We start from the raw sequence: 20,861 nt of genomic DNA on the forward strand, positions 1-20,861 counted from the left end.
CAAGGGCTGCGCCTCCTGCCTCCCGCTGCGCGGGCTACAGGGCGAGGAGCTCCTTGGTGGTGATGGTGAGCAGCTCGGGCCCGCCCTCCTCGAGGGGGCGCACGACGAGCGTGTCCTCGATCCGGACCCCGCCCCGCCCCGGGAGGTGCACCCCCGGGCCGACGGTGACCGGCACGCGATTGTCCAGTTTACCCATGTCGGCGGGTCCCAGGCGCGGCGCCTCCCGGATCTCCAGGCCGATGCCGTGTCCGACCGGGTGCGCCGGGCTGTCGGTGTGGCCCGCGGCCTGCAGCACCTCGCGGGCGGCCAGATCGGGTACGGACTCCGAGACGCCCGGGCCGAGCGCCTCGCGTCCGGCCCGCTGGGCGCGGAAGACCAGCCGGTGCAGTTCGACCTGCCAGGGCGCCGGCGCGGCGCCGATGACGAAGGTCCGCGCGGTGGAGACGCCGTACCCGCGGTAGCAGGCGCCGAGCACGACGGTGAGGAAGTCGCCCTCCTCGACCCGCCGGTCGGTGGGCTGGTGGGCCTCCAGGCCGGAGTGGCTGCCGGTGCCGACGGAGACCGGGAAGGCGGCGCGGTCGGCGCCGTGGTCGATCATCCGGCGTTCCAGCTCCATCGCCAGGTGCCGCTCGGTGCGGCCGACGAGGATCGACTCCAGCAGTTCGCTGAGCGCCTGGTCGGCGATCTCGGCGGCGATCCGCAGGTCGGCGATCTCGTGCTCGTCCTTGACGACGCGCATCCCCTCGACCGCGGTGCCGAGGTCGGCGAGCCGGACGCCCTCGGCGACGCCGGCGAGCGCGCGGTGGCGGCGGACGGTGAGGTCGTGCTCCTCGACGGCGAGGTCGAGGACCTTCAGCCGGCCTGCGGCCTCGGCGGCGGCCAGCGCGGTGTCGGTGTCGGCGGGCACCAGCAGCTGGCCGATGTCCGGCCCGAGCAGGTGCTCGCCGCCCTCCTCGGGCGGCAGGTCGTCGGGCAGCGCCAGCAGCGCCCGCTCGCGGGTGAGCAGCAGGCTCGCGCCGCACGGCGGGCAGCCGGTGAGGTAGCGGACGTTGGAGGCGCGGGTCACCAGGGCCGCGTCGACCCCCGACGCACTGCAGTGCTCCCTGAGGCGCTCCCGCCGCGCCGCGTACGCATCGGACATGCCACGAGCCTACGAACTGCGGACGGCCCGCGCCCGTCGAGCCGGCGGGCCGGGCCGCCCGGCCCGGGACGGGCCCGGAGGGGGTGGTGCGGCGGGCGCGGGGGCGGGCACGGCGGGTCGCGGACCGGCCGGCGGCGCGGGGCCGAACGGGGGAACGGACCGGCGGACGGACGGGCGGACGGGAAGGGGGCGAACGAGTCGGGGACGGGGCGGGACCGGGCGGGAATGGGCGGGAATGGAACGCCCCGGGCTCGCGTTGGAGCGGATACGAAAACGACTTCCGTTTCGGACAAGAGGCCCGGGGCGGAGGTTCGGAGCCACCGAGGAGGAGCAGATGGCCCGCAGCGAACTGCGCCCGGTCGTCCGGCTGAGGTCGACCGCCGGCACCGGTTTCACCTACGTGACGCGCAAGAGCCGCCGCAACGACCCGGACCGCCTGGTACTGCGCAAGTACGACCCGGTCGCCCGCGAGCACGTGGCCTTCCGCGAAGAGCGCTGAGCCCGGTCACAGGCCCCGCCCGGCACGTCCACCGACCCCCGAAGGAGCAGCCCCCATGAAGAACGGCATCCACCCCGCCTACCGTCCGGTCGTCTTCCGCGACAAGGCCGCCGGCCGGTCCTTCCTCACCCGCTCGACGCTGACGTCCGCGTCCACGGTGGTCTGGGAGGACGGCACCGTGCGCCCGGTGGTCGACGTGGACACCTCGTCGGCGAGCCACCCCGTCTGGACCGGGCGCGCCCGCGTCCTGGACCAGGCCGGCCGGATCGAGCAGTACCGGAGGCGGTACGGCCGCGACTGACCGCCCCGCGCACGACCGCGCCCCCTCCCCGGCCGGGGAGGGGGCGCTTCGGCGTGCACCCGCGGGCTCAGCGCGGGGGCGGCGGCACCGAGACCACGAGGGTGAGCCGGACGGGCACCTCGCCGTCGTTGCGGTAGCCGTGCGCGGCGGCCGCCTCGTAGGAGGCGGTGGAGCCGGCCGGCACCAGGTGGTCGCGGCCGTCCAGGGTGAGGGTGAGTTCGCCCTCCTCGACCCGGGCGATCTCCACGGTGCCCGTGGGGTGCGGGTCCGAGCCGTGCCCCTCCCCCGGCAGGATCAGCCACTGCCAGAGCTCCAGCGGGCCGGGCGCCTCGATGCCGTTGAGCAGCACCCCGGTGCCGCCCTTGGCGCCCGACCAGAGCTGGACGGCCTCGTCGTCGGGGACGATCCGCACGGTGGAGGTCTCGTCGTAGTCGAGCAGCCGGGCGATCGAGGCGCCGAGCGCGTCGGCGAGCCGGACGACGGTGCCCACGCTCGGATTGGTCCTCCCCTGCTCGATCTGCACGATCATGCCGCGGCTCACCCCGGAGCGGGCCGCGAGTGCGTCGAGGGTGTGGCCGCGGTCGGCGCGCAGCCGCTTGAGGTTGCGCGCCAGGGCCTGGGTGATCAGATCGGGGTCGGGCATACCAGTCCAATGAATTGATTCGTCCGGTTCACTCTGTTGACCTAAGCTGCTGGGACACCGAGCGTCCACCCGACCGTACTCCGGAGTCCACTGTGCTGTCCCAGCTCCTCGCCCTCGCCGCCAGCCTGCTGTGGGGCATGGCCGACTACGGCGGCGGCTCGCTCACCCGCCGGCTGTCCGCGCTGACCGTGGTGGTCGCCTCGCAGGCCGCCGCGGCCGTCCTGCTCGTCCTGGCCCTCCTCGCCGTCGGCGGCGCGGGCGCGGCCTCCGCCGGCCTCTGGTACGCGGTGGCGGCGGGGGTGATCGGGCCGTTCGCCCTCCTCGCCTTCTACCGCGCCCTCGCGCTCGGGCCCATGGGGGTGGTCTCGCCGCTGGCGACCGTCGGCGTCGCGGTGCCGGTCGGGCTCGGGCTGCTGCTCGGGGAGCGCCCCGGCCCGGCGCAGGCCGCCGGCATCGCGGTCGCCGTGCTCGGCGTCGCCCTGGCCGGCGGTCCGCGTCGCGGCGGCGGCACGGTCGGCCTGCGGGTGCTGGTGCTGACGCTGACGGCGGCCCTCGGCATGGGCACGGTGATGGCCCTGGTCGCCCGGGCCTCCGACGGCGGCGGGCTGCTGCTCGTGCTGTGCGTGCAGCGGCTCTGCAACGTGGCGGTCGGCGGCGGCGTCCTGCTGGCCGGGCGCCGTGGGCGGGAGCCCGGTGCACCGGGGGCGCTGCGGCGGAGCCTGCCCGCACTGACCGCGGTCGGGGTGGCCGACGTCGCCGCGAACGCCGCCTTCGCCGCCGCCTCGCACCGCGGGTCGGTGGCCGTCGCCGCGGTGCTGGCCTCGCTCTACCCCGTGGTCACCGCCCTGATGGCCCGGGGGCTGCTCAAGGAGCGGCTGCGGCGCGTCCAACTGCTCGGCGCGGGCCTCGCGGTGGCGGGCACGCTGCTGCTGGCGGCGGGCTGACACCCCGTCCGCCGATCGGCGCGGTCGCCCGCGGGCCATCTCAGCCCGCCCCACCGGGCGTCCAGCGCTGCTCGACCCGGGCGATCCGCCAGTAGCCGATCGCCGCCGCCCACACCACCACGAACAGGCCGACGATGACGAAGCCGACGTTGTCCAGGCTGAGTCCGGCGATCCAGCCGCTCACCGGGTCGGTCAGGCCGAGCTTGTCGTGCAGCACCGCGACGAGCTCGATCGTGCCGATGACGAAGGCCACCGCGATCGACAGGCCGGTGATGGCGAGGTTGTAGAACACCTTGCGGACGGGGTTGGAGAACGCCCACTGGTAGGCGAAGTTCATGAACGTGCCGTCGAGGGTGTCGAACAGGCTCATCCCGGCGGCGAACAGCAGCGGCAGGCAGACGATCGCGTACCAGGGCAGGCCCGCCGCGGCGCCCGAGCCGGCCATCACCATCAGCGTCACCTCGGTGGCGGTGTCGAAGCCGAGGCCCAGCACCATGCCGACCGGGAACATCTGGCCGGGGCGGGAGATCGAGCGGGTGGCGCGGCGCAGGACACGGTTCATCAGGCCGCGCGAGTCGAGCTGCCGTTCGAGCTCCGCCTCGTCGAAGGTGCCGGCCCGCATCGCCCGGAAGACCCGCAGGATGCCGAGCAGGGCCGCCAGGTTGAGCGCGGCGATCAGGTAGAGGAAGGCGCCGGAGGCGGTGGTGCCGATGGTGCCGAGCACCTGGTGGGTGGTCGAGCCGTCGTCCATCAGCACCCCGGCCAGCTGGGCGCCGCCCGCGACCAGGGCGGCCATCAGCACCACCATCGACGAGTGGCCGAGGGCGAACCAGAAGCCCACCGAGACCGGTCTCCGGCCGTCGGCCATCAGCTTGCGGGTGGTGTTGTCGATCACCGCGATGTGGTCGGCGTCGAAGGCGTGCCGCATGCCCAGGGTGTAGGCGGTGATGCCGAGTCCGGCGCCGAAGACCTGGGTGCCGACCTCGTAGCGCTCCGGCACCACCAGCAGGAAGAGCGTGCCGAAGGCGGCCACGTGCATCGCCAGGATGACCGCCAGCAGGCCGGCCGTGCGGAGGGTGTCCTCCCGGCGCCAGCGGAAGGCGGGCAGGCCGGGGGCGGTCGGCGGCGCGGCCGTACCGGTTGCGGGCAGGGTCATCTGCGGTTCACGCTCCAACACCTCGTGGAATGACGTCGTGAGGTGCCGTGGCCGGTCTCCTGGCTCACGGGGAGGTTCTGACGGTGCCCGTACCCGGCCTTCCCGGGCGCGCCTGCGCCCAGTGACCCGCGAGGGGTACGGATTGACTCCCCGTTCACAGTGGCGAGGGCCGCTCCGGACTCGGACCCCGAGGTCCTGCACCGGTCTTCCCGAACACCACGGCTGCTCCACCGTAGGGGTGACGGACCGACAGCTGCAAGCCTGCACAACCGCGCAGGTGTCGTAGATCACGGCCGGTCGGCCTGCGAGAATGCCGCCATGCACCTCCTCCCCGCCGATCGCGCAGGCCACCGCACCATCGACGGGCACCGGGTCTGCGAGGCGATCGCCGGGATCGGCGACACCGGGCGGGTCCGGGCCTGGGCGGAGCTGTTCGGCCTGCTCGCCGACCCGGGGCGGCTGGCGCTGCTGCTCGCCCTGCACACCACCGGGCCGCTGGCCGTCACCGACCTGGCGCTGGCCACCGGGATGCGCGATCCGGCGGTCTCCCAGGCGCTGCGGCTGCTGCGCGCCGCGGGCGTGGTCGAGGGCGAGCGGGACGGCCGGGTGGTGCGCTACCGGCTGACCGACACCGCGGTGGCCGAGGTGCTGGAGCACGGGGTGCTGGGGCGCGCCGACTGAGCGCCCGCTCGGAACGACCGCCGCACGGCACGACCGCCGCACGGCACGAACCGCTGCACGGCACGGACCCCTGCACGGCACGGACCCCTGCACGGAATGAGGGCTTCCTGACGGTTTGTCAGCGGGACGGGGGGTCAGCTTCAGCCAAGTTTTCTTGTCATGTCACCTCGAAGCCGTTCCGGTGCCCCATGCTTCCGGAGGCGGTCCGTCCGGCCCGCCGTCCCCAGGCTCCTGACGAGGAGACACCCGTGAAGCTTCGCCGTACGTTCGCCGTGGGGCTGCTGGCCGCGGCCGCCACCCTGCTCCCCGCGCACCAGTCCGGCGCCGCCACCGGCGGCGGCCTGCCGTTCGGTTCGGCCACCGCCGTCGGGATCCACAACACCTACGACCCGGCCGCCTTCCCCTTCCTCGCGCAGAGCCTGGACACCGGCACCGGCATGATCGAGCTCGACGCGTGGACGGACACCGTCACCAAGGAGTGGAAGGTCAGCCACTCCAACCCGCTCGGCAACGCCAACAACTGCACCGCCGCCACCGGCCCGGCGACGCTGTACAGCGGCGGCACCAACAAGAACCTCGAGTACTGCCTCGACGACCTGCGGATCTGGCTCGCCGCCCACCCGTCCAGCGGCCCGCTCGTCGTCAAGCTGGAGCTCAAGGGCGGGTTCGCCGCCAACCGCGGCATGGGCCCGGCCCAACTGGACGCCCTGATAGCCGCCCACCTCGGCAGCGCCGTCTTCCGCCCCGCCGACCTGCTCGCCAAGCCCGGCGGCGGCAGCTACCCGAACCTCGACGAGGCCGCGAAGGCCGGCAACTGGCCCACCCGCGACGCCCTCGCCGGCCGGGTCCTGGTGGACGTCATCCCCGGCACCGTCGAGGAGGGGAACCCCTTCGACACCCTGCACACCGACGTCGAGTACAGCCGCTACCTGCGCGACCTCGCGGCGGCCGGCAGGGCCGGTCAGGCCCAGGTCTTCCCGGTGGTGCACGGCGCCGTCTCCGGCGACCCGCGCAACGCCTACGGCGAGGCCAGCATCCGGCCCTGGTTCGTGGTCTTCGACGGTGACGCCTCGGCGTACGTCGGCGGCGTCGACACCGGCTGGTACGACGCCCGCCACTACCTGCTGGTCATGACCGACGCCCACAACGTGGCGCCCGCCATCAGCTCCACCGACCCCACGGCCGACCAGGCCCGGGCCCGGGTGACCCAGCTCGCGGCCGCCCACGCCAGCATCGTCTCCAGCGACTGGCGCAAGCTGCCCCAGGTGCAGTCCATGGTGCTGCCGCGCGGCTGACGGACCGTCGCCCTGCCCGGCCGACGGCCGGGCAGGGCCGCGCTCAGCGCCGCTGGCAGCCGGGGCACCAGAAGAGGTTGCGGGCCGCCAGCGACTCGGTGCGCACCGGTGTCCCGCAGACCAGGCAGGGCATGTCGGTGCGGCGGTAGACGTACACCTCGCCGCCGTGGTCGTCGACCCGCGGCGGCCGGCCCATCGCCTCCGGCGTGTGCTCCGGGCGGACGGTGTCGATCCGGCCCGCGCCGACGCCCGCGTGCATCAGGGCGACCAGGTCGGCCCAGATCGCGTCCCACTCCTCGCGGGTGATCCTGCGGCCCTCGCGGTGCGGGCTGATGCCGAGGCGGAAGAGCACCTCGGCGCGGTACACGTTGCCGACGCCGGCCAGCACCTTCTGGTCCATCAGCAGCGCGGCGACGGTGGTGGAGCTGCGGGCCATCCGCCGCCAGGCGGCGTCCGGATCGGCGTCGGGGCGCAGCGGGTCCGGCCCGAGCCGGGCGTGGACGGCCTCCTTCGCCGCGGGGTCGAGGAGTTCGCAGGTGTTGGGGCCGCGCAGGTCGGCCCAGCCCTCGTCGTTCGCCATCCGCAGCCGCACCTCGCCGACCGGCGCCGGAGCGCCGCCGCTGCCGAAGGTGAAGCCGCCGTACAGCCCGAGGTGGACGTGCAGCCAGTCCTCGCCGAAGCCGAGGAAGAGGTGCTTGCCGTGGGCCTCGGCCTCGTCCAGCGGGCGGCCGTCCAGTCGCGCGGCGCCCTCGGCGAACCGCCCCTGCGGGCTGCTGACCCGTACCGGCCGGTCGGCGAACACCCGGTGGTTCTCGTGGGCGAGGCGGTGGATGATGTGGCCCTCGGGCACGGGCGTCAGCTCCTCGTCTGGTCCGTCGCGGTCCCTCCATCATCCCAGGTACCAGTGACATCCCCGACCGACCGCCCGCCCGGGGCAGAGGCCGTCCCACGAGGGCACCCACGGTGGCCCACGTCCGCCGTGCGCTGTTCCCCGCGCCCCTGACCACCCGGTCGCAGCCGGGAGCGGACCACGCCGTCGGCGTCGGGCACCGTCCGGGCACCGCCGCCGGTCACGGTCGGCCGGTGAGGCGGGACATGATGGCGCGGTCGAGGGCGGCGGCGGTGGAGGCGACGTCGAGCTGGGAGTTGTCGATGATCGGCAGGCCCGAGGTGCGCCAGCCGGCCATCCGGCCGTGGATGCGGGCGACCTCCTCGTCGCTGAGCCGGCGGTTGCCGCTGCGGCGGGCGTTGCGGGCGAGCACCGAGTCGAGGCCGGGCAGCAGGACGACGGGGATCATGCCGGGGCCGATGTGGCGCTTCCAGCCGCCGAGGCCGATCGCCGGGCGGTCCGGGAAGACGGCGTCGTCGATGATGCAGGAGATGCCGTTGGCGAGGTAGTTGCGGCAGGCGAAGCCGCAGGTCCGGCGGGCCAGCCGGTACTGGGCCTCGGAGGCGTTGTTCCAGCCGGACTGCGGGTTGGCGAAGCCGGACTGCACCCACTCGCGGACGTCGTCCAGGCTGATGTGCGCGGTCGGCATCGGCTGCCGTTCGGCCCAGTGCCGGGCGACGGTGGTCTTGCCGGCGCCGGCCGGGCCGATCAGCAGCACGGCTATCGGGCCCGTGGGCAGCTGCTGCTGCGGCGGGTGCGCGGGCAGTTGGACGGGCGCACCGGTCGGCAGGACGAAGTGGCCGGTGGCGCCGGGCGGCACGCTCATGGCGGCCGTGGGCGGCGCCGCGGGAGGCACGGCTGCGCCGGGCTGCGGCTGTGCGGCGGGCTGCTGCGGGTACGGCGGCCGGCCCACCCCCGGTGCGGCGCCCGGCCGGGCCGGGTACGGCGGCGCGACGGGTCGCGGAGGCATCGGTCCTCCCCCGGTGTACTGCGACATCGTCACCTCCCGACCGGGACACTACACGTCGGCCCGGTGGCGGGCACAGTCCGCCACCGGGCCGCGTGATCGCACGTCAGCGGGTGGTGAGCTCCTCCGCGATGGCGCGCAGCGCCAGTTCGTAGGAGCCGAGGCCGAAGCCGGCGATGGTGCCGGAGGCGATCGAGGCGATCACCGAGTTGTGCCGGAAGGTCTCCCGCGCGTACGGGTTGGAGATGTGCACCTCGATGAGCGGCGCGGTGCGCTGGGCGGCGGCGTCGCGCATCGCGTACGAGTAGTGCGTGAAGGCGCCCGGGTTGATCACGACCGGGGTCTTGGCGTCGGCGGCCTGGTGCAGCCACTCGACCATCTGCAGCTCGGAGTTGGTCTCGCGGACCTCGACGTCGAGGCCGAGTTCGGCGCCGAGTGCGGTGCAGCGGTCGACCAGCCCGGTGTAGGAGGTCGCGCCGTACACGTCGGGCTCGCGGCTGCCGAGCCGGCCGAGGTTGGGGCCGTTGAGGACGAGGACCCTGGTGGTCATCCGGACACCTCCGCGTAGGCGGCGACCAGCAGGGACGGGTCGGGCCCCTCCAGGATGGAGGTCTTGGCCAGGCCGTCCAGGACGACGAAGCGCAGCAGGTCGCCGCGGGACTTCTTGTCGATCTTCATCGCGTCGAGCAGCCGCGGCCAGGCGTCCGCCCGGTAGGTGAGCGGCAGGCCGACCGAGCCGAGCACCCGGCGGTGGCGGTCCGCGGTCTCGTCGTCGAGCCGGCCGGCGAGGCGGCCGAGTTCGGCGGCGAAGACCATGCCGATGGAGATGGCCGCGCCGTGCCGCCACTTGTAGCGCTCGTTGCGCTCGATGGCGTGGCCGAGGGTGTGGCCGTAGTTGAGGATCTCGCGGCGGCCGGCCTCCTTGAGGTCGCCGGAGACCACGTCGGCCTTGACCTGGATGGCCCGCCGGATCAGCTCCGGGGTGTGCGGCCCGGACGGGCTGGTGGCGGCCTCCGGGTCGGCCTCGACGAGGTCGAGGATGACCGGGTCGGCGATGAAGCCGGCCTTGATCACCTCGGCCAGGCCGGAGACGTAGTCGTGCTTGGAGAGCGTCTCCAGGGTGGCGAGGTCGGCGAGCACGCCGGCCGGCGGGTGGAAGGCGCCGACCATGTTCTTGCCCTCGGCGATGTTGATGCCGGTCTTGCCGCCGACGGCGGCGTCGACCATGCCGAGCAGGGTGGTCGGCATGGAGATCCAGCGCACGCCGCGCAGCCAGCTGGCGGCGACGAAGCCGGCCAGGTCGGTGGTGGCGCCGCCGCCGAGGCCGACGATCACGTCGCTGCGGGTGAAGCCGGTCTGGCCGAGCACCGACCAGCAGTACGCGGCGACCTCCGCGCTCTTGGCGTCCTCCGCGTTGGGCACCTGGAGGGCGATCGCCTCGTAGCCCTCGGCGGCGAGGTCCTCGCGGACCGCCTCGCCGGTGGCGGCGAGCGCCTCCGGGTGGATCACCGCGACCCGCTTGGCCTTGCCGCCGATCAGCGGGGCGAGCTCGCCGAGCAGCTGGTGGCCGACCAGCACGTCGTACGGGTCGTGGCCGGCGCTGCCGCCGACGTGGATGGTGACGGTGTCGGTCATGCCTGCTTCAGCTCCAGTGCTTCCATTACGGCGTCCGCGACCTGCTCCGGGGTGAGCCCCTCGGTGTCGACGACGGCCTTGGCCACCTCCAGGTAGAGGGGGCGGCGGGCGTCCATCAGCTCGCGCCAGCGGGCCCGCGGGTTGACCGCGAGCAGCGGGCGCGGCGCGTCCAGGCCGACCCGCTTGACCGCGTCGCCGAGCGCGACCTCCAAGTACACCACCGGCAGGCCGGCCAGCAGGGCGCGGGTGGCGTCGGCCATCACCGCGCCGCCGCCGAGCGCGAGCACCCCGGGGTGGGTCTCGGCGGCGGTGCGGACGGCCCGCACCTCCAGGTCGCGGAAGTGCGGCTCGCCCTCGTCGATGAAGATCTCCGGGATCGGCTTGCCGGCCGTCTCCTCGATGTCGGCGTCGGTGTCCCGGAAGCCGACGCCGAGCCGTTCGGCGAGCAGCCGGCCGACCGTGGACTTGCCGGCCCCGGGCGGGCCGACCAGCACGACGACCGGTGCGTCCCCGCTCATCGGACGATCAGGTGGTCGAGGTAGGACTGCACGTTGCGGCGGGTCTCGGCGACGTTGTCGCCGCCGAACTTCTCGGCCACCGCGTCGGCCAGCACCAGCGCGACCATCGCCTCGGCGACGATGCCGGCGGCGGGCACCGCGCAGACGTCGGAGCGCTGGTGGTGGGCCTTGGCGACCTCGCCGGTGCGCACGTCCAGGGTCTGCAGGGCGCGCGGCACGGTGGCGATCGGCTTCATCGCGGCGCGCACCCGCAGCAGCTCGCCGGTGGTCAGGCCGCCCTCGGTGCCGCCGGAGCGGCCGGAGGTGCGGCGCACGCCGGCGGCGGTCGGGACGATCTCGTCGTGCGCCTTGGAGCCGGGCACCCGGGCCAGCTCGAAGCCGTCGCCGACCTCGACGCCCTTGATGGCCTGGATGCCCATCAGCGCGGCGGCCAGGCGGGCGTCCAGGCGGCGGTCCCAGTGCACGTGCGAGCCGAGGCCGACGGGCACGCCGTAGGCGAGCACCTCGACGACGCCGCCGAGGGTGTCGCCGTCCTTGTGGGCCTGGTCGATCTCGGCGACCATCCGCTCGGAGGCGTCGGCGTCCAGGCAGCGCACCGGGTCCTCGTCGAGGCGTGACTCGTCGGCGGGCAGCGGGTAGACGCCGAGCGGGGCCCGGGCGGCGCCGAGCTCGACGACGTGCGAGACCAGCTCGATGCCGCAGGTCTCCTTGAGGTACGAGCGGGCGACGGTGCCGATCGCGACCCGGGCCGCGGTCTCGCGGGCGGAGGCGCGCTCCAGGATCGGGCGGGCCTCCTCGATGGAGTACTTCTGCATGCCGGCGAGGTCGGCGTGGCCGGGGCGCGGGCGGGTCAGCGGCTCGTTGCGGGCGAGGCCGGCCAGGATCTCCGGGTCGACCGGGTCGGCCGACATGACCTGCTCCCACTTCGGCCACTCGGTGTTGCCCACCATGACGGCGACCGGGCTGCCCATCGTCAGGCCGTGCCGGACGCCGCCGAGGAAGGTCACCTCGTCCTGCTCGAACTTCATCCGGGCCCCGCGGCCGTAGCCGAGCCGGCGGCGGGCCAGGGCGTCGGCCACCATCGCGGTGGTGACCGGCACACCGGCCGGCAGGCCCTCCAGCGTCGCGACCAGTGCGGGGCCGTGCGACTCCCCCGCCGTCAGCCAGCGCAACCTACCCAACGGAGCTCCTTCGTCAGCGGCCCGGCCCGCGCGGCACGGGCCGACCGGGGCTTTCGTCCGGCGGGCCCGGCCTCGGGCAGGAGGCCACCGGGCCCGCACACTGCTCCGATCCTTTCATGCCGCGGGGCGGGGCAGGCGCGTGGTCCGCGTGGCGGACACCCGGATGGACACCCGCAGGTTTGCCGCGCCCGGGCCCGGGTAACGTCCTCAGCCCGCCGCGAGCGCCGCCTCGCCGGCCGCGCGCATCGCCGCGAGCGGGCCCGGCTTCACCCCGGTGAACGCCTCGAACTGCAGCACCGCCTGGTGCACCAGCAGGTCCAGCCCGCCGAGCACGGTGCCGCCGCGCTCCGCGCAGGCCGCCGCGAGCCGGGTCGGCCACGGGTGGTACAGCACGTCGAAGAGCACCCCGGGCTCGGCCGGCAGTGCCTCGGCGAAGGGGTCGGTGGCGCCGGCCGGGGTGGTGGAGATGGTCAGCGGGTGCGCCAGCGCCCCGGCGCCGTCCTCCCAGGCGGCGGTGCGAACGCGCAGGCCGAGGCGGTCGCCGAGCTGCCGCATCTGCTCCGCCCGCTCGGCGCTGCGGACGTGCACGGCGACCTCGCCGGTGCACACCTCGGCCAGCGCGGCCAGCGCCGAGGAGGCGGTGGCGCCGGCACCCAGCACGGCGGCCGAGTCGACCCGCTCGACGCCGCGCTCGCGCAGCGCGTTGACCAGGCCCGGCACGTCGGTGTTGTCGCCGCTGCGCCGGCCGTCCGGCCCGAAGACCACGGTGTTCACCGCGTCGACGGCCAGCGCGGCCGGCGAGACCTCGTCCAGCAGCGGGATGACCGCCCGCTTGAGCGGCATGGTGAGCGACAGGCCGGCCCACTCGGCGGGATCGATCCTTTCGATGAACTCCGGCAGCCCCGCCTCGTCCACCTCGAACCGGTCGTACCGGCGCTCCGCCATCCCGAGCGCCGTGTACCCGGCACGGTGCAGCACCGGCGACAGCGAATGGGCGATCGGCGAGCCGAGTACGGCGGCCCGCAGCTGTGTCGTCACGTGAGTCCCCTCGGGGCGGTGGATCAGGACAGGTTTCCCCGGTGTTCCGGCCACCTCCGCCGGAACGGCGGAAGCCCGGCGGATCGTAGGCGCACGATGCCCGGACAGTCGTTCGACCTACCGTAGGAGCACCGGATGTCCCGCATCGTACGCACCGCCGCCGCCACCGCGCTGGCCCTGTCCGGACTCTGGCTGGGCACCGCCCCGGCCGGCGCCGCCTCGCTGCCGTCCTGCACCCGCGCCGTGGCCGACATGGGGGTCTTCGTCCCCGGCACCGCCGGCGGCTCGGTGGACTGCGTCCTGGGGGTGGGCAACCAGGGCGAGGCCGTCGACGTGCTGCAGAGCGCCATGCACTACTGCTACGGCGAGAACATCGCCGCCGACGGCGTCTTCGGCCCGGCCACCAAGTCCGCGCTGCGCCGGGTGCAGAGCACCGCGGGCGTCTACCCGGACGGCGTCTACGGCCCGCAGACCCGCAACGCGATGCTCTTCCTCGGGCACTCCGGCGGCGGCTGCCAGCAGTACTGACACCGCGGCGCGGCCGGTCGCACCGACCGGCCGCGCCCACGGCTCAGTTGCAGGTGACCGTCGCCTTGTTGAACGTCTTGCCCCGGGAGATGCACCAGTCCTCGGTGTTCTTCGCGTGCTCCGCGCCGGTGGCTGCGAACTTGGTCTCCTGCGGGGAGATCGCCAGCCAGAAGACCCAGTCGCCCGGTGGCGGGTTGAGCACGGCCCTGATCGCGTCCGAGCCGGGGTTGGAGATCGGCCCGGGCGGCAGGCCGGGATTGACGTACGTGTTGTACTTCAGCGAGCCGTCGTGGATCTCCTTGTTGGTCAGCTCCTTGCGGCCCAGCTGGTACTGGAGCGTGGTGTCCAGGCCGAGCTTGTGCTGGGTGACGTTGGTGGTCAGGCGGTTGCTGATCGCCCGGGCCATCTTGCCGAAGTCCTCGCTGTTGTTGCCCTCGGCCTGCAGGATGCTGGCCTCGATGAGGGCCTCGTAGCCGCTCTTCAGCCCCAGCTTCTTCGCCGAGCCCTCCAGGTCGAGGTCCGTGAACTGCTGGTTGGCGTTGGCGACCATCTGCTTGAGCAGGTCGGCCGGCTTCATGCCCTCGCTGAGCGGGTAGCGGGTCGGGAACAGGAAGCCCTCGACGTTGCCCTGCGCGTAGGCGGGCAGGCCGAGGTTGTTGACCTCGTCCTTGGCGATCTTGGCGGTGGTGCCCGCCGGGACCTTCAGCTTCTTGTCGACCATCGCGTAGACGTCGACGGCCTTCATGCCCTGCGGCAGGTCGAGGACGTTGCCGCCCGCCGACTCCACCATGAACTTCACGGCTTCGGCACCCGACATCTGGTGCCTCATGGTGTAGAAGCCCGGCTGGATGGTGCCGCACTTCGCGTTCTTCTGGCAGGCCTCGACGAAGGCGTCCGCGCTCTTCACCACGTCGACCTTGAACAGGGACGCGGCGATGACCGAGCCGCCGGCGCCGGGCTTGACCTCGACGGTGACCGAACCGGTGCCCGCACCCGTGTAGTCCGGTGCCGGCCCGAAGTGGTCCTGGTAGAAGCCGTAGCCCCACCAGCCGGCGCCGCCCATGCCGCCGAGCAGCACCAGCGCCACCACCAGGCAGGCGCCGCGGTTGCGGCGGCCGGCCTTCTTGCCCTTCTCCTTGCGCTTGCGCTCGGCGTCGCGGGAGGTGTCCTCGTCGGCGCCGAAGAACGAGCCGCCCTCGGCGTCGTCCTCCTCGGCGTACTCGTCGAGGTCGTCCTCCCACTCCTCGGCCTCGGCCTCGGCGGGGCCGTCGAGCGCCGCGGCCTCGGCCTCCCAGTCGATGCCGTCGGGACCGGGACCGGCCGGACGCCCCCCGCCCCCGCGCGGCGGCGGCACCGGCGAGCCCTGCTGCGGCGGGCGGCCCGGCTGCTGGCCGGCCTGCTGCGGGAAGCCCTGCGGGCCCCGCGCCTGCGGCGGCATCTGGCCCTGCCCCTGGCCGGGCGGCATCCGGCCGGGCGGCATCTGGCCGGGCGGCATCTGACCCTGCTGCATCCCGCCGCGCATCTGCTGCTGCGGGGGGCCCTGCTGGGGGTAGCCCTGCTGCTGCGGCATCTGCCCCTGCTGCTGGAGCCCCGGCGGAATCTGCCAGGAGCCGGTCTGCTGGGCGGCCTGCTGCTGGTACTGCTGCTGTCCGTAGCCGCCCTGCTGCTGCGGGACCTGCTGCTGGTACTGCTGCTGCGGCATCTGGCCCTGCTGCGGCGACTGCTGCGGGTAGCCCTGCTGCCCGTACGAGGGCTGCTGCTGCCAGCCCTGCTGTTGCTGCTGCGGGTAGCCCTGCTGCCCGTACTGCTGCTGCCCGAACGCGTCGGGTTGCACCTGCCACGAGCCGGTCTGGTCGGCGGACTGCGGCTGCTGCGGGATGCCGTAGCCGGGATCGCCCGGGTGCCACGGCTGCTCTCCCTGGGGGCGGTAGCCCCCGCCCAGGTCAGTCATCGAACCCCTTATGCGTACCGCCGAGTCGAACCGGCGTGCTACGGCATCATCCGGAGGGAGACGTTACCGTACCGCAGCATTGGCGATTCGCCGCACGCGCACCGTCAGTGACCGTCGTCCGGGGGTGGGGAACTCCGTTGCGCCTGATATGCGTTGAACTCGGCGACGTTCTTCTGCTGCTGTTCGAAACTGTCGGTGAACCTGGTGTCGCCGGGACGCACGGTGACGAAGTACAGCCAGTCGCCCTCGGCCGGGTCCGCCGCGGCGCGCAGGGCCTCCCGGCCGGGGTTGGAGATCGGGGTCGGCGGCAGGCCCGTGTGCAGGTAGGTGTTGAAGGGGGAGTCCAGCTTGGTGTCGGTGTCCGTGGTGGTCAGGGTGGATCGGCCGAGGGCGTAGTTGATCGACGAGTCCAGTTGCAACGGCATGTTCTTGGCCAGCCGGTTGTAGATCACCCGGGCTACCTTGGCCATGTCCTCGGCGTTGTCGGCCTCGCCTTCGACCAGGCTGGCCACGGTGAGGATCCCGTACGGGGTCTGTGCGAATGCGGTGGCGGCGTCCTCCACGCCGCCGGACTCCAGCGCCTTGCCGTTCTCCGAGACCATCTGCTGCAGCAGTCCGAGCGCGGTGGTGTCACCGGTCACGGCGTACGTCGACGGGAAGAGGTAGCCCTCGGGGTTGTCCTTGGCCGCCTCCGGCAGGCCTAGTTCGCCCGCGTGCTGCTGGGCGATGCCCTTGGTGGTGCCGGGGGCGAGGTGCAGCCGCTCGTCGATCGCGGAGTACACCTGCTCGGCGCGGCGCCCCTCCGGGATGGTGAGGGCGTTGGCGTTCGCCGGGTCGAGCAGCACCCCGAGCGCCGAGGCGACCGACATCTTCAGCTTCAGGGTGTAAGTACCGGGCTGGATCGTGTTGCCGGCCGGGTGCCGGGCGGCCGCGTCGGTGAACGCCTTGGTGCTGGCCACCACCCCGCTCTTCACCAGGGACCGACCGATCGTGGTGAGGCTGGCGCCCTGCGCCACGGAGACCTCCACCGTCCCGCTGCCGCCGCCCGCGAAGTCCGCGGCCGGCGGCTCGGCCTTCGGCCACACCAGGTAGACCGCGACCGCGAGCACGCAGGCCACCCCGAACAGCGCCAGCACGCTCAGACAGCAGGCCGCCCCCGAGCGCACCTTCCGCGGGTCCGGCGGCTCGACCGCGTACGGCTGCCCGGGCGGGCGCCCGTCGGGCTCCTCGGCGGGGGCGCCCAGGTGCCCGGGGGTGACGCCCGGTCCCAGACCGGGTGCGGTGAACGGGTCGGTCACGACGGCCCCTCCGTCGGCAGCCGGCGGTACCGGGCTGCTCCCAACAACGGCGACAACGACGAAGGGGCCCGTGCGGACACCTCCGCACGGACCCCTTGTGGGACGTTAGTACGAACTGCTCAGCCGGTCGGCTCGACGCTCTCGCCGGGCGCCCGGCCGCTCACCCGTTCGGCCTCCAGCGCCGCCTGCAGGATCACCACGGCCGCCGCCTGGTCGATCACCGAGCGGCCCTTCTTCGAGGACCGGCCGGAGGCCCGCAGGCCCTGGGCGGCGGTGACGGTGGTCATCCGCTCGTCCACCAGCCGGACACCGACCGGCGCCAGCAGCGCCGCCAGCCGCCCGGCGTACGCCCGGACCTTGGCCGCGGCCGGCCCCTCCTTGCCGCTCAGCGAGCGGGGCAGGCCGACCACGACCTCGATCGCGTCGTACTCCTCGACGATCTCCTTGAGCCGCGCCTGGGAGCGGCCCCCGGCGGGCACGGTCTCCACCGGCGTGGCGATCAGCCCGTCGGGGTCGCAGGACGCGACCCCGATCCGGGCGTCACCCACGTCGACGGCGATCCGCCGGCCCCGCCGGAAGACCTTCTCGGGCTGCTCCTCGGTCATCAGGAGGCGCGCTCCGCGACCAGGGCGCGGACGGCGGCGATCGCCTCGTCCACCGCGGCCGGGTTGGAGCCGCCGCCCTGGGCGACGTCGTCCTTGCCGCCACCGCCGCCGCCGAGCGTCTTGGCCGCGGTGCGGACCAGCTCGCCGGCCTTCACACCGCGGGCGCGGGCGTCCTCGTTGGTGGCGATCACGGTCAGCGGGCGGTCGTTCGCCACGGTGAACGCGGCGACCACGGCCGGACGCGAGCCCAGGCGGGCCCGGACGTCCAGCACCAGCTTGCGCAGCTCGTCCGCGCCCACGCCGTCGGCGACCCGGGCGGAGACCAGGGCCACGCCGCGGACGTCCTCGGCGGAGTCGGCGAGACCGGCGGCGGCCGCGAGGACCTTCTCCGCACGGAAGCGCTCGATCTCCTTCTCGGCGTCCTTCAGCTTGGCGAGCATGCCCGAGATCTTCTCCGGCAGCTCCTCCGGGCGGCCCTTGACCAGCTCGGTGAGCTGCGAGACCACGGTGTGCTCACGCGCCAGGAACTTGTACGCGTCGACGCCGACCAGCGCCTCGACCCGGCGCACGCCGGAGCCGATCGAGGACTCGCCGAGCAGCTTCACCAGACCCAGCTGGGCGGTGTTGCCGACGTGCGTGCCACCGCACAGCTCCTTGGAGAAGTCGCCGATGGTCACCACGCGCACCGAGTCGCCGTACTTCTCGCCGAACATCGCGATGGCGCCGGCCTTGCGGGCCTCGTCCATCGTCATGACCTCGGCGGTGACGTCGAGTTCGCGGACGAGCACCTCGTTGATCTTCTGCTCGACGTCGGTCAGCACCGAGCCGGGGACGGCCGCCGGCGAACCGAAGTCGAAGCGGAAGCGGCCCGGCGCGTTCTCGGAGCCGGCCTGGGCGGCCGTCGGGCCGAGCGCGTCGCGCAGCGCCTGGTGGGTGAGGTGGGTGGCCGAGTGGGCGCGGGAGACCGCGCGGCGGCGGTCCACGTCGATCGTGGCGTACGCGGAGGCGCCGAGCACGACCTCGCCGAACAGCACGCCGCCGGAGTGCACCGTCACACCGGGCACCGGCTGCTGGACGTCGCGGATCTCGACGACCGCACCGGAGTCCAGGCGGATCCGGCCGTGGTCGGCGAGCTGGCCGCCGCCCTCGGCGTAGAACGGGGTGCGGTCGAGGATGATCTCGACCTCGTCGCCCTCGGTGGCGGCCGGCGCCGGAACGCCGTTCACCAGCAGGCCGACCACGGTGGCCTCGCCCTCGGTGGCGGTGTAGCCGGTGAAGACGGAGGCGCCGGACTTGTCGGCGACCTCGCGGTACGCGGCGACGTCGGCGTGGCCCATCTTCTTGGCCTTGGCGTCGGCCTTCGCGCGGTCCCGCTGCTCCTGCATCAGGCGGCGGAAGCCGGCCTCGTCCACCTGGAGGCCCTGCTCCTCGGCCATCTCCAGGGTGAGGTCGATCGGGAAGCCGTAGGTGTCGTGCAGCTTGAACGCCTGGTCGCCGGAGAGCACCGCGCCGCCGGACTGCTTGGTCTCGGTGACCGCGGCGTCCAGCAGGCTGGTGCCGGCCTTCAGCGTCTGCAGGAAGGCCGTCTCCTCGGAGGTGACGACCGTCTCGATGCGCTTGCGGTCGGCCTCCAGCTCCGGGTACTGCGGGGCCATCGCCTTGATGGTGATGTCCGTGAGCTCCTTGGCCACCGGCTCGGTGGCACCCAGCAGGCGCATGTTGCGGATCGCGCGGCGCAGGATGCGGCGCAGCACGTAGCCGCGGCCCTCGTTGCCGGGGGTGACGCCGTCGCCGATCAGCATGATGGCGGTGCGGAAGTGGTCGGTGACCACGCGCAGCGAGACGTCCGACTTGTGGTCGCGGCCGTAGGCGTGGCCGGTGAGCTCGGCGGCGCGGTCGAGGATCATCCGGCTGGTGTCGATCTCGAAGAGGTTGTCGACGTCCTGCAGGATGGCGGCGAGGCGCTCCAGGCCGAGGCCGGTATCGATGTTCTTGCTCGGCAGGTCGCCGAGGATCTCGAAGCCGTCCTTGCCGTCACCGTGGCCGCGCTCGTACTGCATGAAGACCAGGTTCCAGATCTCCAGGTAGCGCTCGCCGTTGACGGCCGGGCCGCCCTCCTCGCCGTACGCGGGGCCGCGGTCGTAGTTGATCTCCGAGCACGGGCCGCACGGGCCGGGGACGCCCATCGACCAGAAGTTGTCCTTCATGCCGAGGCGCTGGATGCGCTCGGACGGGACGCCGATGACGTCCCGCCAGATCTGCTCGGCCTCGTCGTCGTCCTTGTAGACGGTGATCCAGAGCTTCTCCTTCTCCAGGCCGTAGCCGCCGTCCGCGACGGGAGTGGTGAGCAGCTCCCACGCGAACTTGATGGCCCCTTCCTTGAAGTAGTCGCCGAAGGAGAAGTTGCCGCACATCTGGAAGAACGAGCCGTGCCGGGTGGTCTTGCCGACCTCCTCGATGTCCAGCGTGCGCACGCACTTCTGGACGGAGGTGGCGCGGGAGAACTGCGGCTTGACCTCGCCGAGGAAGTACGGCTTGAAGGGCACCATGCCGGCGTTGACCAGCAGCAGGGTGGGGTCGTCGGCGACGAGCGACGCCGACGGTACGACGGTGTGGCCGCGCTCCTCGAAGAAGCGCAGCCAGCGGCGGCGGATCTCAGCCGACTCCATCAGTGGTCCTTCCGGTTGGGTTGCTGCCCGGCAGCGCTCGGCGCTGGCGGGGTTCGGCAATGCTGCGGGGGGTGGTGCTGCGCTTCGGGGGAAGGGCGGCCGCCGGGGAGCCCGGGGCCGCCGAGATAGCTCGGTGCCCGGGCTCGGGGCGCAGGGCGCGGCGGCGCGGCGGCTCGACCACGGCGGTGCCGTCGAGGCCGAGGTCGGCGCGGAGCTCCAGCTCGCGCTCGGCCATCCCGGCCTGGACGTCCTGGGCGAAGCGCTTGGCGGCGTCGCCGAGGCGGAGGGCGCCGCGGGCGGCGGTGCCGGAGATGCTGTCCGGGGTGAGCCGGTGCACGGCCTCGTTGGCCTTGCCCATGGCCCAGACGGCGGCGCCGGCGCCGACCGCCATCCAGAAGATGCGTCGAACCACCGTGTCAGCCCCTCACCGCTCGCCGGACGCGGGCGATCAGCCCGCCGCTGCGCGGCGCGGTGGCCGCGCGGACCTCGGCCCGGACCAGCCGGGCGAGCGCGTCGCGGTCGGCGGCCTGCTCGGGGAGGGACGCCGCGCCCTGCTGGCGGGCGACGGCCTTGCGGACGCCGTAGCTGAAGGCGGCGACCTTGACCAGCGGGCCGCCGATGGTGGCGGCGACGGTCGAGGAGAGGGCGTTGGCGTTGGCGGCGGCGTCCTGCACGTTGGCGGTGATCTCGTCGACCCGCTCCAGCTGCTCGTTGGCGCTGCGGACGGCGGTGCCCGCGTCGACCAGCAGCGGCACGGCCTGCTCGGTGACGGCGGAGACCAGCACCGTGGCCTCCTTGAGCACCTTGGAGAGCCGGACGAGGACCACGGCGAGCAACGTCACGAGGACCGCCCAGAACACGGCCACCAACAGGCCGGCCAGTTCTCCCACGGACACCTTGTGCGCTCCCTCGCCTTGCAGCT

At 73.7% G+C, this 20,861-nt stretch carries 22 protein-coding genes and 1 riboswitch; of the genes, 6 read left to right on the top strand and 16 right to left on the bottom strand.

Going from position 1 to position 20,861, the window contains the following annotated elements; translation table 11 throughout:
• Positions 1 to 34: 34 nt before the first annotated feature.
• Positions 35 to 1,141 (bottom strand): aminopeptidase P family protein, encoded by a 1,107-nt coding sequence (locus AB0O09_RS13405; protein WP_344624213.1) that lies wholly within the window; start codon positions 1,139 to 1,141, stop codon positions 35 to 37.
• 334 nt (positions 1,142 to 1,475) lie between these two features.
• Here AB0O09_RS13405 and rpmG point away from each other — a divergent pair, with 334 nt between their 5' ends.
• Together rpmG and AB0O09_RS13415 are read left to right on the top strand one after the other, a co-directional pair.
• Positions 1,476 to 1,640 (top strand): 50S ribosomal protein L33, encoded by a 165-nt coding sequence (gene rpmG, locus AB0O09_RS13410; RefSeq protein ID WP_344624212.1) that lies wholly within the window; start codon positions 1,476 to 1,478, stop codon positions 1,638 to 1,640.
• Between the two features lie 55 nt (positions 1,641 to 1,695).
• Positions 1,696 to 1,941 carry a type B 50S ribosomal protein L31 gene (locus AB0O09_RS13415; RefSeq protein WP_363541734.1) on the top strand — a complete coding sequence of 82 codons (246 nt, stop codon included), beginning with the start codon at positions 1,696 to 1,698 and terminating at the stop codon, positions 1,939 to 1,941.
• A 67-nt stretch (positions 1,942 to 2,008) separates the two neighbouring features.
• Here the strand turns inward: AB0O09_RS13415 and AB0O09_RS13420 are convergent, their stop codons facing one another.
• Positions 2,009 to 2,584 carry an XRE family transcriptional regulator gene (locus tag AB0O09_RS13420; RefSeq protein WP_363541736.1) on the bottom strand — a complete coding sequence of 192 codons (576 nt, stop codon included), beginning with the start codon at positions 2,582 to 2,584 and terminating at the stop codon, positions 2,009 to 2,011.
• 95 nt (positions 2,585 to 2,679) lie between these two features.
• Here AB0O09_RS13420 and AB0O09_RS13425 point away from each other — a divergent pair, with 95 nt between their 5' ends.
• The gene (locus AB0O09_RS13425; RefSeq protein ID WP_363541784.1) at positions 2,680 to 3,528 is read left to right on the top strand and encodes a DMT family transporter; all 849 of its coding nucleotides are present in this window, start codon (positions 2,680 to 2,682) and stop codon (positions 3,526 to 3,528) included.
• A gap of 40 nt (positions 3,529 to 3,568) precedes the next feature.
• On the opposite strand, the gene AB0O09_RS13430 is transcribed toward AB0O09_RS13425, so the two are convergent.
• Complete coding sequence (locus AB0O09_RS13430) at positions 3,569 to 4,684, bottom strand: HoxN/HupN/NixA family nickel/cobalt transporter (RefSeq protein WP_363541737.1); 1,116 nt, start codon at positions 4,682 to 4,684, stop codon at positions 3,569 to 3,571.
• A gap of 31 nt (positions 4,685 to 4,715) precedes the next feature.
• Positions 4,716 to 4,920: riboswitch (cobalamin riboswitch) on the bottom strand.
• Positions 4,921 to 5,002: 82 nt separating this feature from the next.
• Here AB0O09_RS13430 and AB0O09_RS13435 point away from each other — a divergent pair.
• Positions 5,003 to 5,365: a metalloregulator ArsR/SmtB family transcription factor gene (locus tag AB0O09_RS13435; RefSeq protein ID WP_363541738.1), complete on the top strand. Its 363-nt coding sequence runs from the start codon at positions 5,003 to 5,005 to the stop codon at positions 5,363 to 5,365.
• Between the two features lie 248 nt (positions 5,366 to 5,613).
• Complete coding sequence (locus AB0O09_RS13440) at positions 5,614 to 6,660, top strand: phosphatidylinositol-specific phospholipase C domain-containing protein (protein ID WP_363541739.1); 1,047 nt, start codon at positions 5,614 to 5,616, stop codon at positions 6,658 to 6,660.
• A 43-nt stretch (positions 6,661 to 6,703) separates the two neighbouring features.
• On the opposite strand, the gene AB0O09_RS13445 is transcribed toward AB0O09_RS13440, so the two are convergent.
• The 7 genes from AB0O09_RS13445 to AB0O09_RS13475 all read right to left on the bottom strand — a co-directional run bounded on the left by AB0O09_RS13445 (position 6,704) and on the right by AB0O09_RS13475 (position 12,888).
• Positions 6,704 to 7,510, bottom strand: coding sequence for a DNA-formamidopyrimidine glycosylase family protein (locus AB0O09_RS13445; protein WP_363541740.1), 807 nt, complete (start codon positions 7,508 to 7,510; stop codon positions 6,704 to 6,706).
• A 220-nt stretch (positions 7,511 to 7,730) separates the two neighbouring features.
• Positions 7,731 to 8,546 carry an AAA family ATPase gene (locus AB0O09_RS13450; RefSeq protein WP_363541742.1) on the bottom strand — a complete coding sequence of 272 codons (816 nt, stop codon included), beginning with the start codon at positions 8,544 to 8,546 and terminating at the stop codon, positions 7,731 to 7,733.
• Positions 8,547 to 8,622: 76 nt separating this feature from the next.
• Positions 8,623 to 9,066: a type II 3-dehydroquinate dehydratase gene (gene aroQ, locus AB0O09_RS13455; protein ID WP_363541743.1), complete on the bottom strand. Its 444-nt coding sequence runs from the start codon at positions 9,064 to 9,066 to the stop codon at positions 8,623 to 8,625.
• Positions 9,063 to 10,151 (bottom strand): 3-dehydroquinate synthase, encoded by a 1,089-nt coding sequence (gene aroB, locus AB0O09_RS13460; protein ID WP_363541744.1) that lies wholly within the window; start codon positions 10,149 to 10,151, stop codon positions 9,063 to 9,065. The genes aroQ and aroB overlap by 4 nt, the downstream gene beginning before the upstream one ends.
• Complete coding sequence (locus tag AB0O09_RS13465; RefSeq protein WP_344624202.1) at positions 10,148 to 10,669, bottom strand: shikimate kinase; 522 nt, start codon at positions 10,667 to 10,669, stop codon at positions 10,148 to 10,150. The genes aroB and AB0O09_RS13465 overlap by 4 nt, the downstream gene beginning before the upstream one ends.
• Positions 10,666 to 11,850 carry a chorismate synthase gene (aroC, locus tag AB0O09_RS13470; protein WP_363541745.1) on the bottom strand — a complete coding sequence of 395 codons (1,185 nt, stop codon included), beginning with the start codon at positions 11,848 to 11,850 and terminating at the stop codon, positions 10,666 to 10,668. Before aroC ends, AB0O09_RS13465 begins: the two co-directional genes overlap by 4 nt.
• Positions 11,851 to 12,057: 207 nt before the next feature.
• Positions 12,058 to 12,888 carry a shikimate dehydrogenase gene (locus tag AB0O09_RS13475; protein ID WP_363541746.1) on the bottom strand — a complete coding sequence of 277 codons (831 nt, stop codon included), beginning with the start codon at positions 12,886 to 12,888 and terminating at the stop codon, positions 12,058 to 12,060.
• A 135-nt stretch (positions 12,889 to 13,023) separates the two neighbouring features.
• Between AB0O09_RS13475 and AB0O09_RS13480 the strand changes: the two genes are divergently transcribed.
• Positions 13,024 to 13,416 (top strand): peptidoglycan-binding domain-containing protein, encoded by a 393-nt coding sequence (locus AB0O09_RS13480; RefSeq protein ID WP_363541747.1) that lies wholly within the window; start codon positions 13,024 to 13,026, stop codon positions 13,414 to 13,416.
• Positions 13,417 to 13,459: 43 nt separating this feature from the next.
• On the opposite strand, the gene mltG (AB0O09_RS13485) is transcribed toward AB0O09_RS13480, so the two are convergent.
• The 6 genes from mltG (AB0O09_RS13485) to AB0O09_RS13510 form a co-directional block, all read right to left on the bottom strand.
• Positions 13,460 to 15,367, bottom strand: coding sequence for an endolytic transglycosylase MltG (mltG, locus tag AB0O09_RS13485; protein ID WP_363541748.1), 1,908 nt, complete (start codon positions 15,365 to 15,367; stop codon positions 13,460 to 13,462).
• A 104-nt stretch (positions 15,368 to 15,471) separates the two neighbouring features.
• The gene (gene mltG, locus AB0O09_RS13490; protein ID WP_363541749.1) at positions 15,472 to 16,665 is read right to left on the bottom strand and encodes an endolytic transglycosylase MltG; all 1,194 of its coding nucleotides are present in this window, start codon (positions 16,663 to 16,665) and stop codon (positions 15,472 to 15,474) included.
• 119 nt (positions 16,666 to 16,784) lie between these two features.
• A complete protein-coding gene (gene ruvX, locus AB0O09_RS13495) occupies positions 16,785 to 17,270 on the bottom strand; it encodes a Holliday junction resolvase RuvX (RefSeq protein WP_263102429.1) in 486 nt (161 codons plus the stop codon).
• The gene (gene alaS / locus AB0O09_RS13500; protein WP_363541750.1) at positions 17,270 to 19,939 is read right to left on the bottom strand and encodes an alanine--tRNA ligase; all 2,670 of its coding nucleotides are present in this window, start codon (positions 19,937 to 19,939) and stop codon (positions 17,270 to 17,272) included. Before alaS ends, ruvX begins: the two co-directional genes overlap by 1 nt.
• Positions 19,926 to 20,351, bottom strand: a complete 426-nt coding sequence (locus tag AB0O09_RS13505) for a DUF6167 family protein (protein WP_363541751.1) — start codon at positions 20,349 to 20,351, stop codon at positions 19,926 to 19,928. Before AB0O09_RS13505 ends, alaS begins: the two co-directional genes overlap by 14 nt.
• A gap of 4 nt (positions 20,352 to 20,355) precedes the next feature.
• Positions 20,356 to 20,835 carry a DUF948 domain-containing protein gene (locus AB0O09_RS13510; RefSeq protein ID WP_363541752.1) on the bottom strand — a complete coding sequence of 160 codons (480 nt, stop codon included), beginning with the start codon at positions 20,833 to 20,835 and terminating at the stop codon, positions 20,356 to 20,358.
• Positions 20,836 to 20,861: the final 26 nt, after the last annotated feature.

The sequence above is a fragment of the Kitasatospora sp. NPDC093679 genome (assembly GCF_040683455.1).
GTDB lineage: Bacteria > Actinomycetota > Actinomycetes > Streptomycetales > Streptomycetaceae > Kitasatospora > Kitasatospora arboriphila.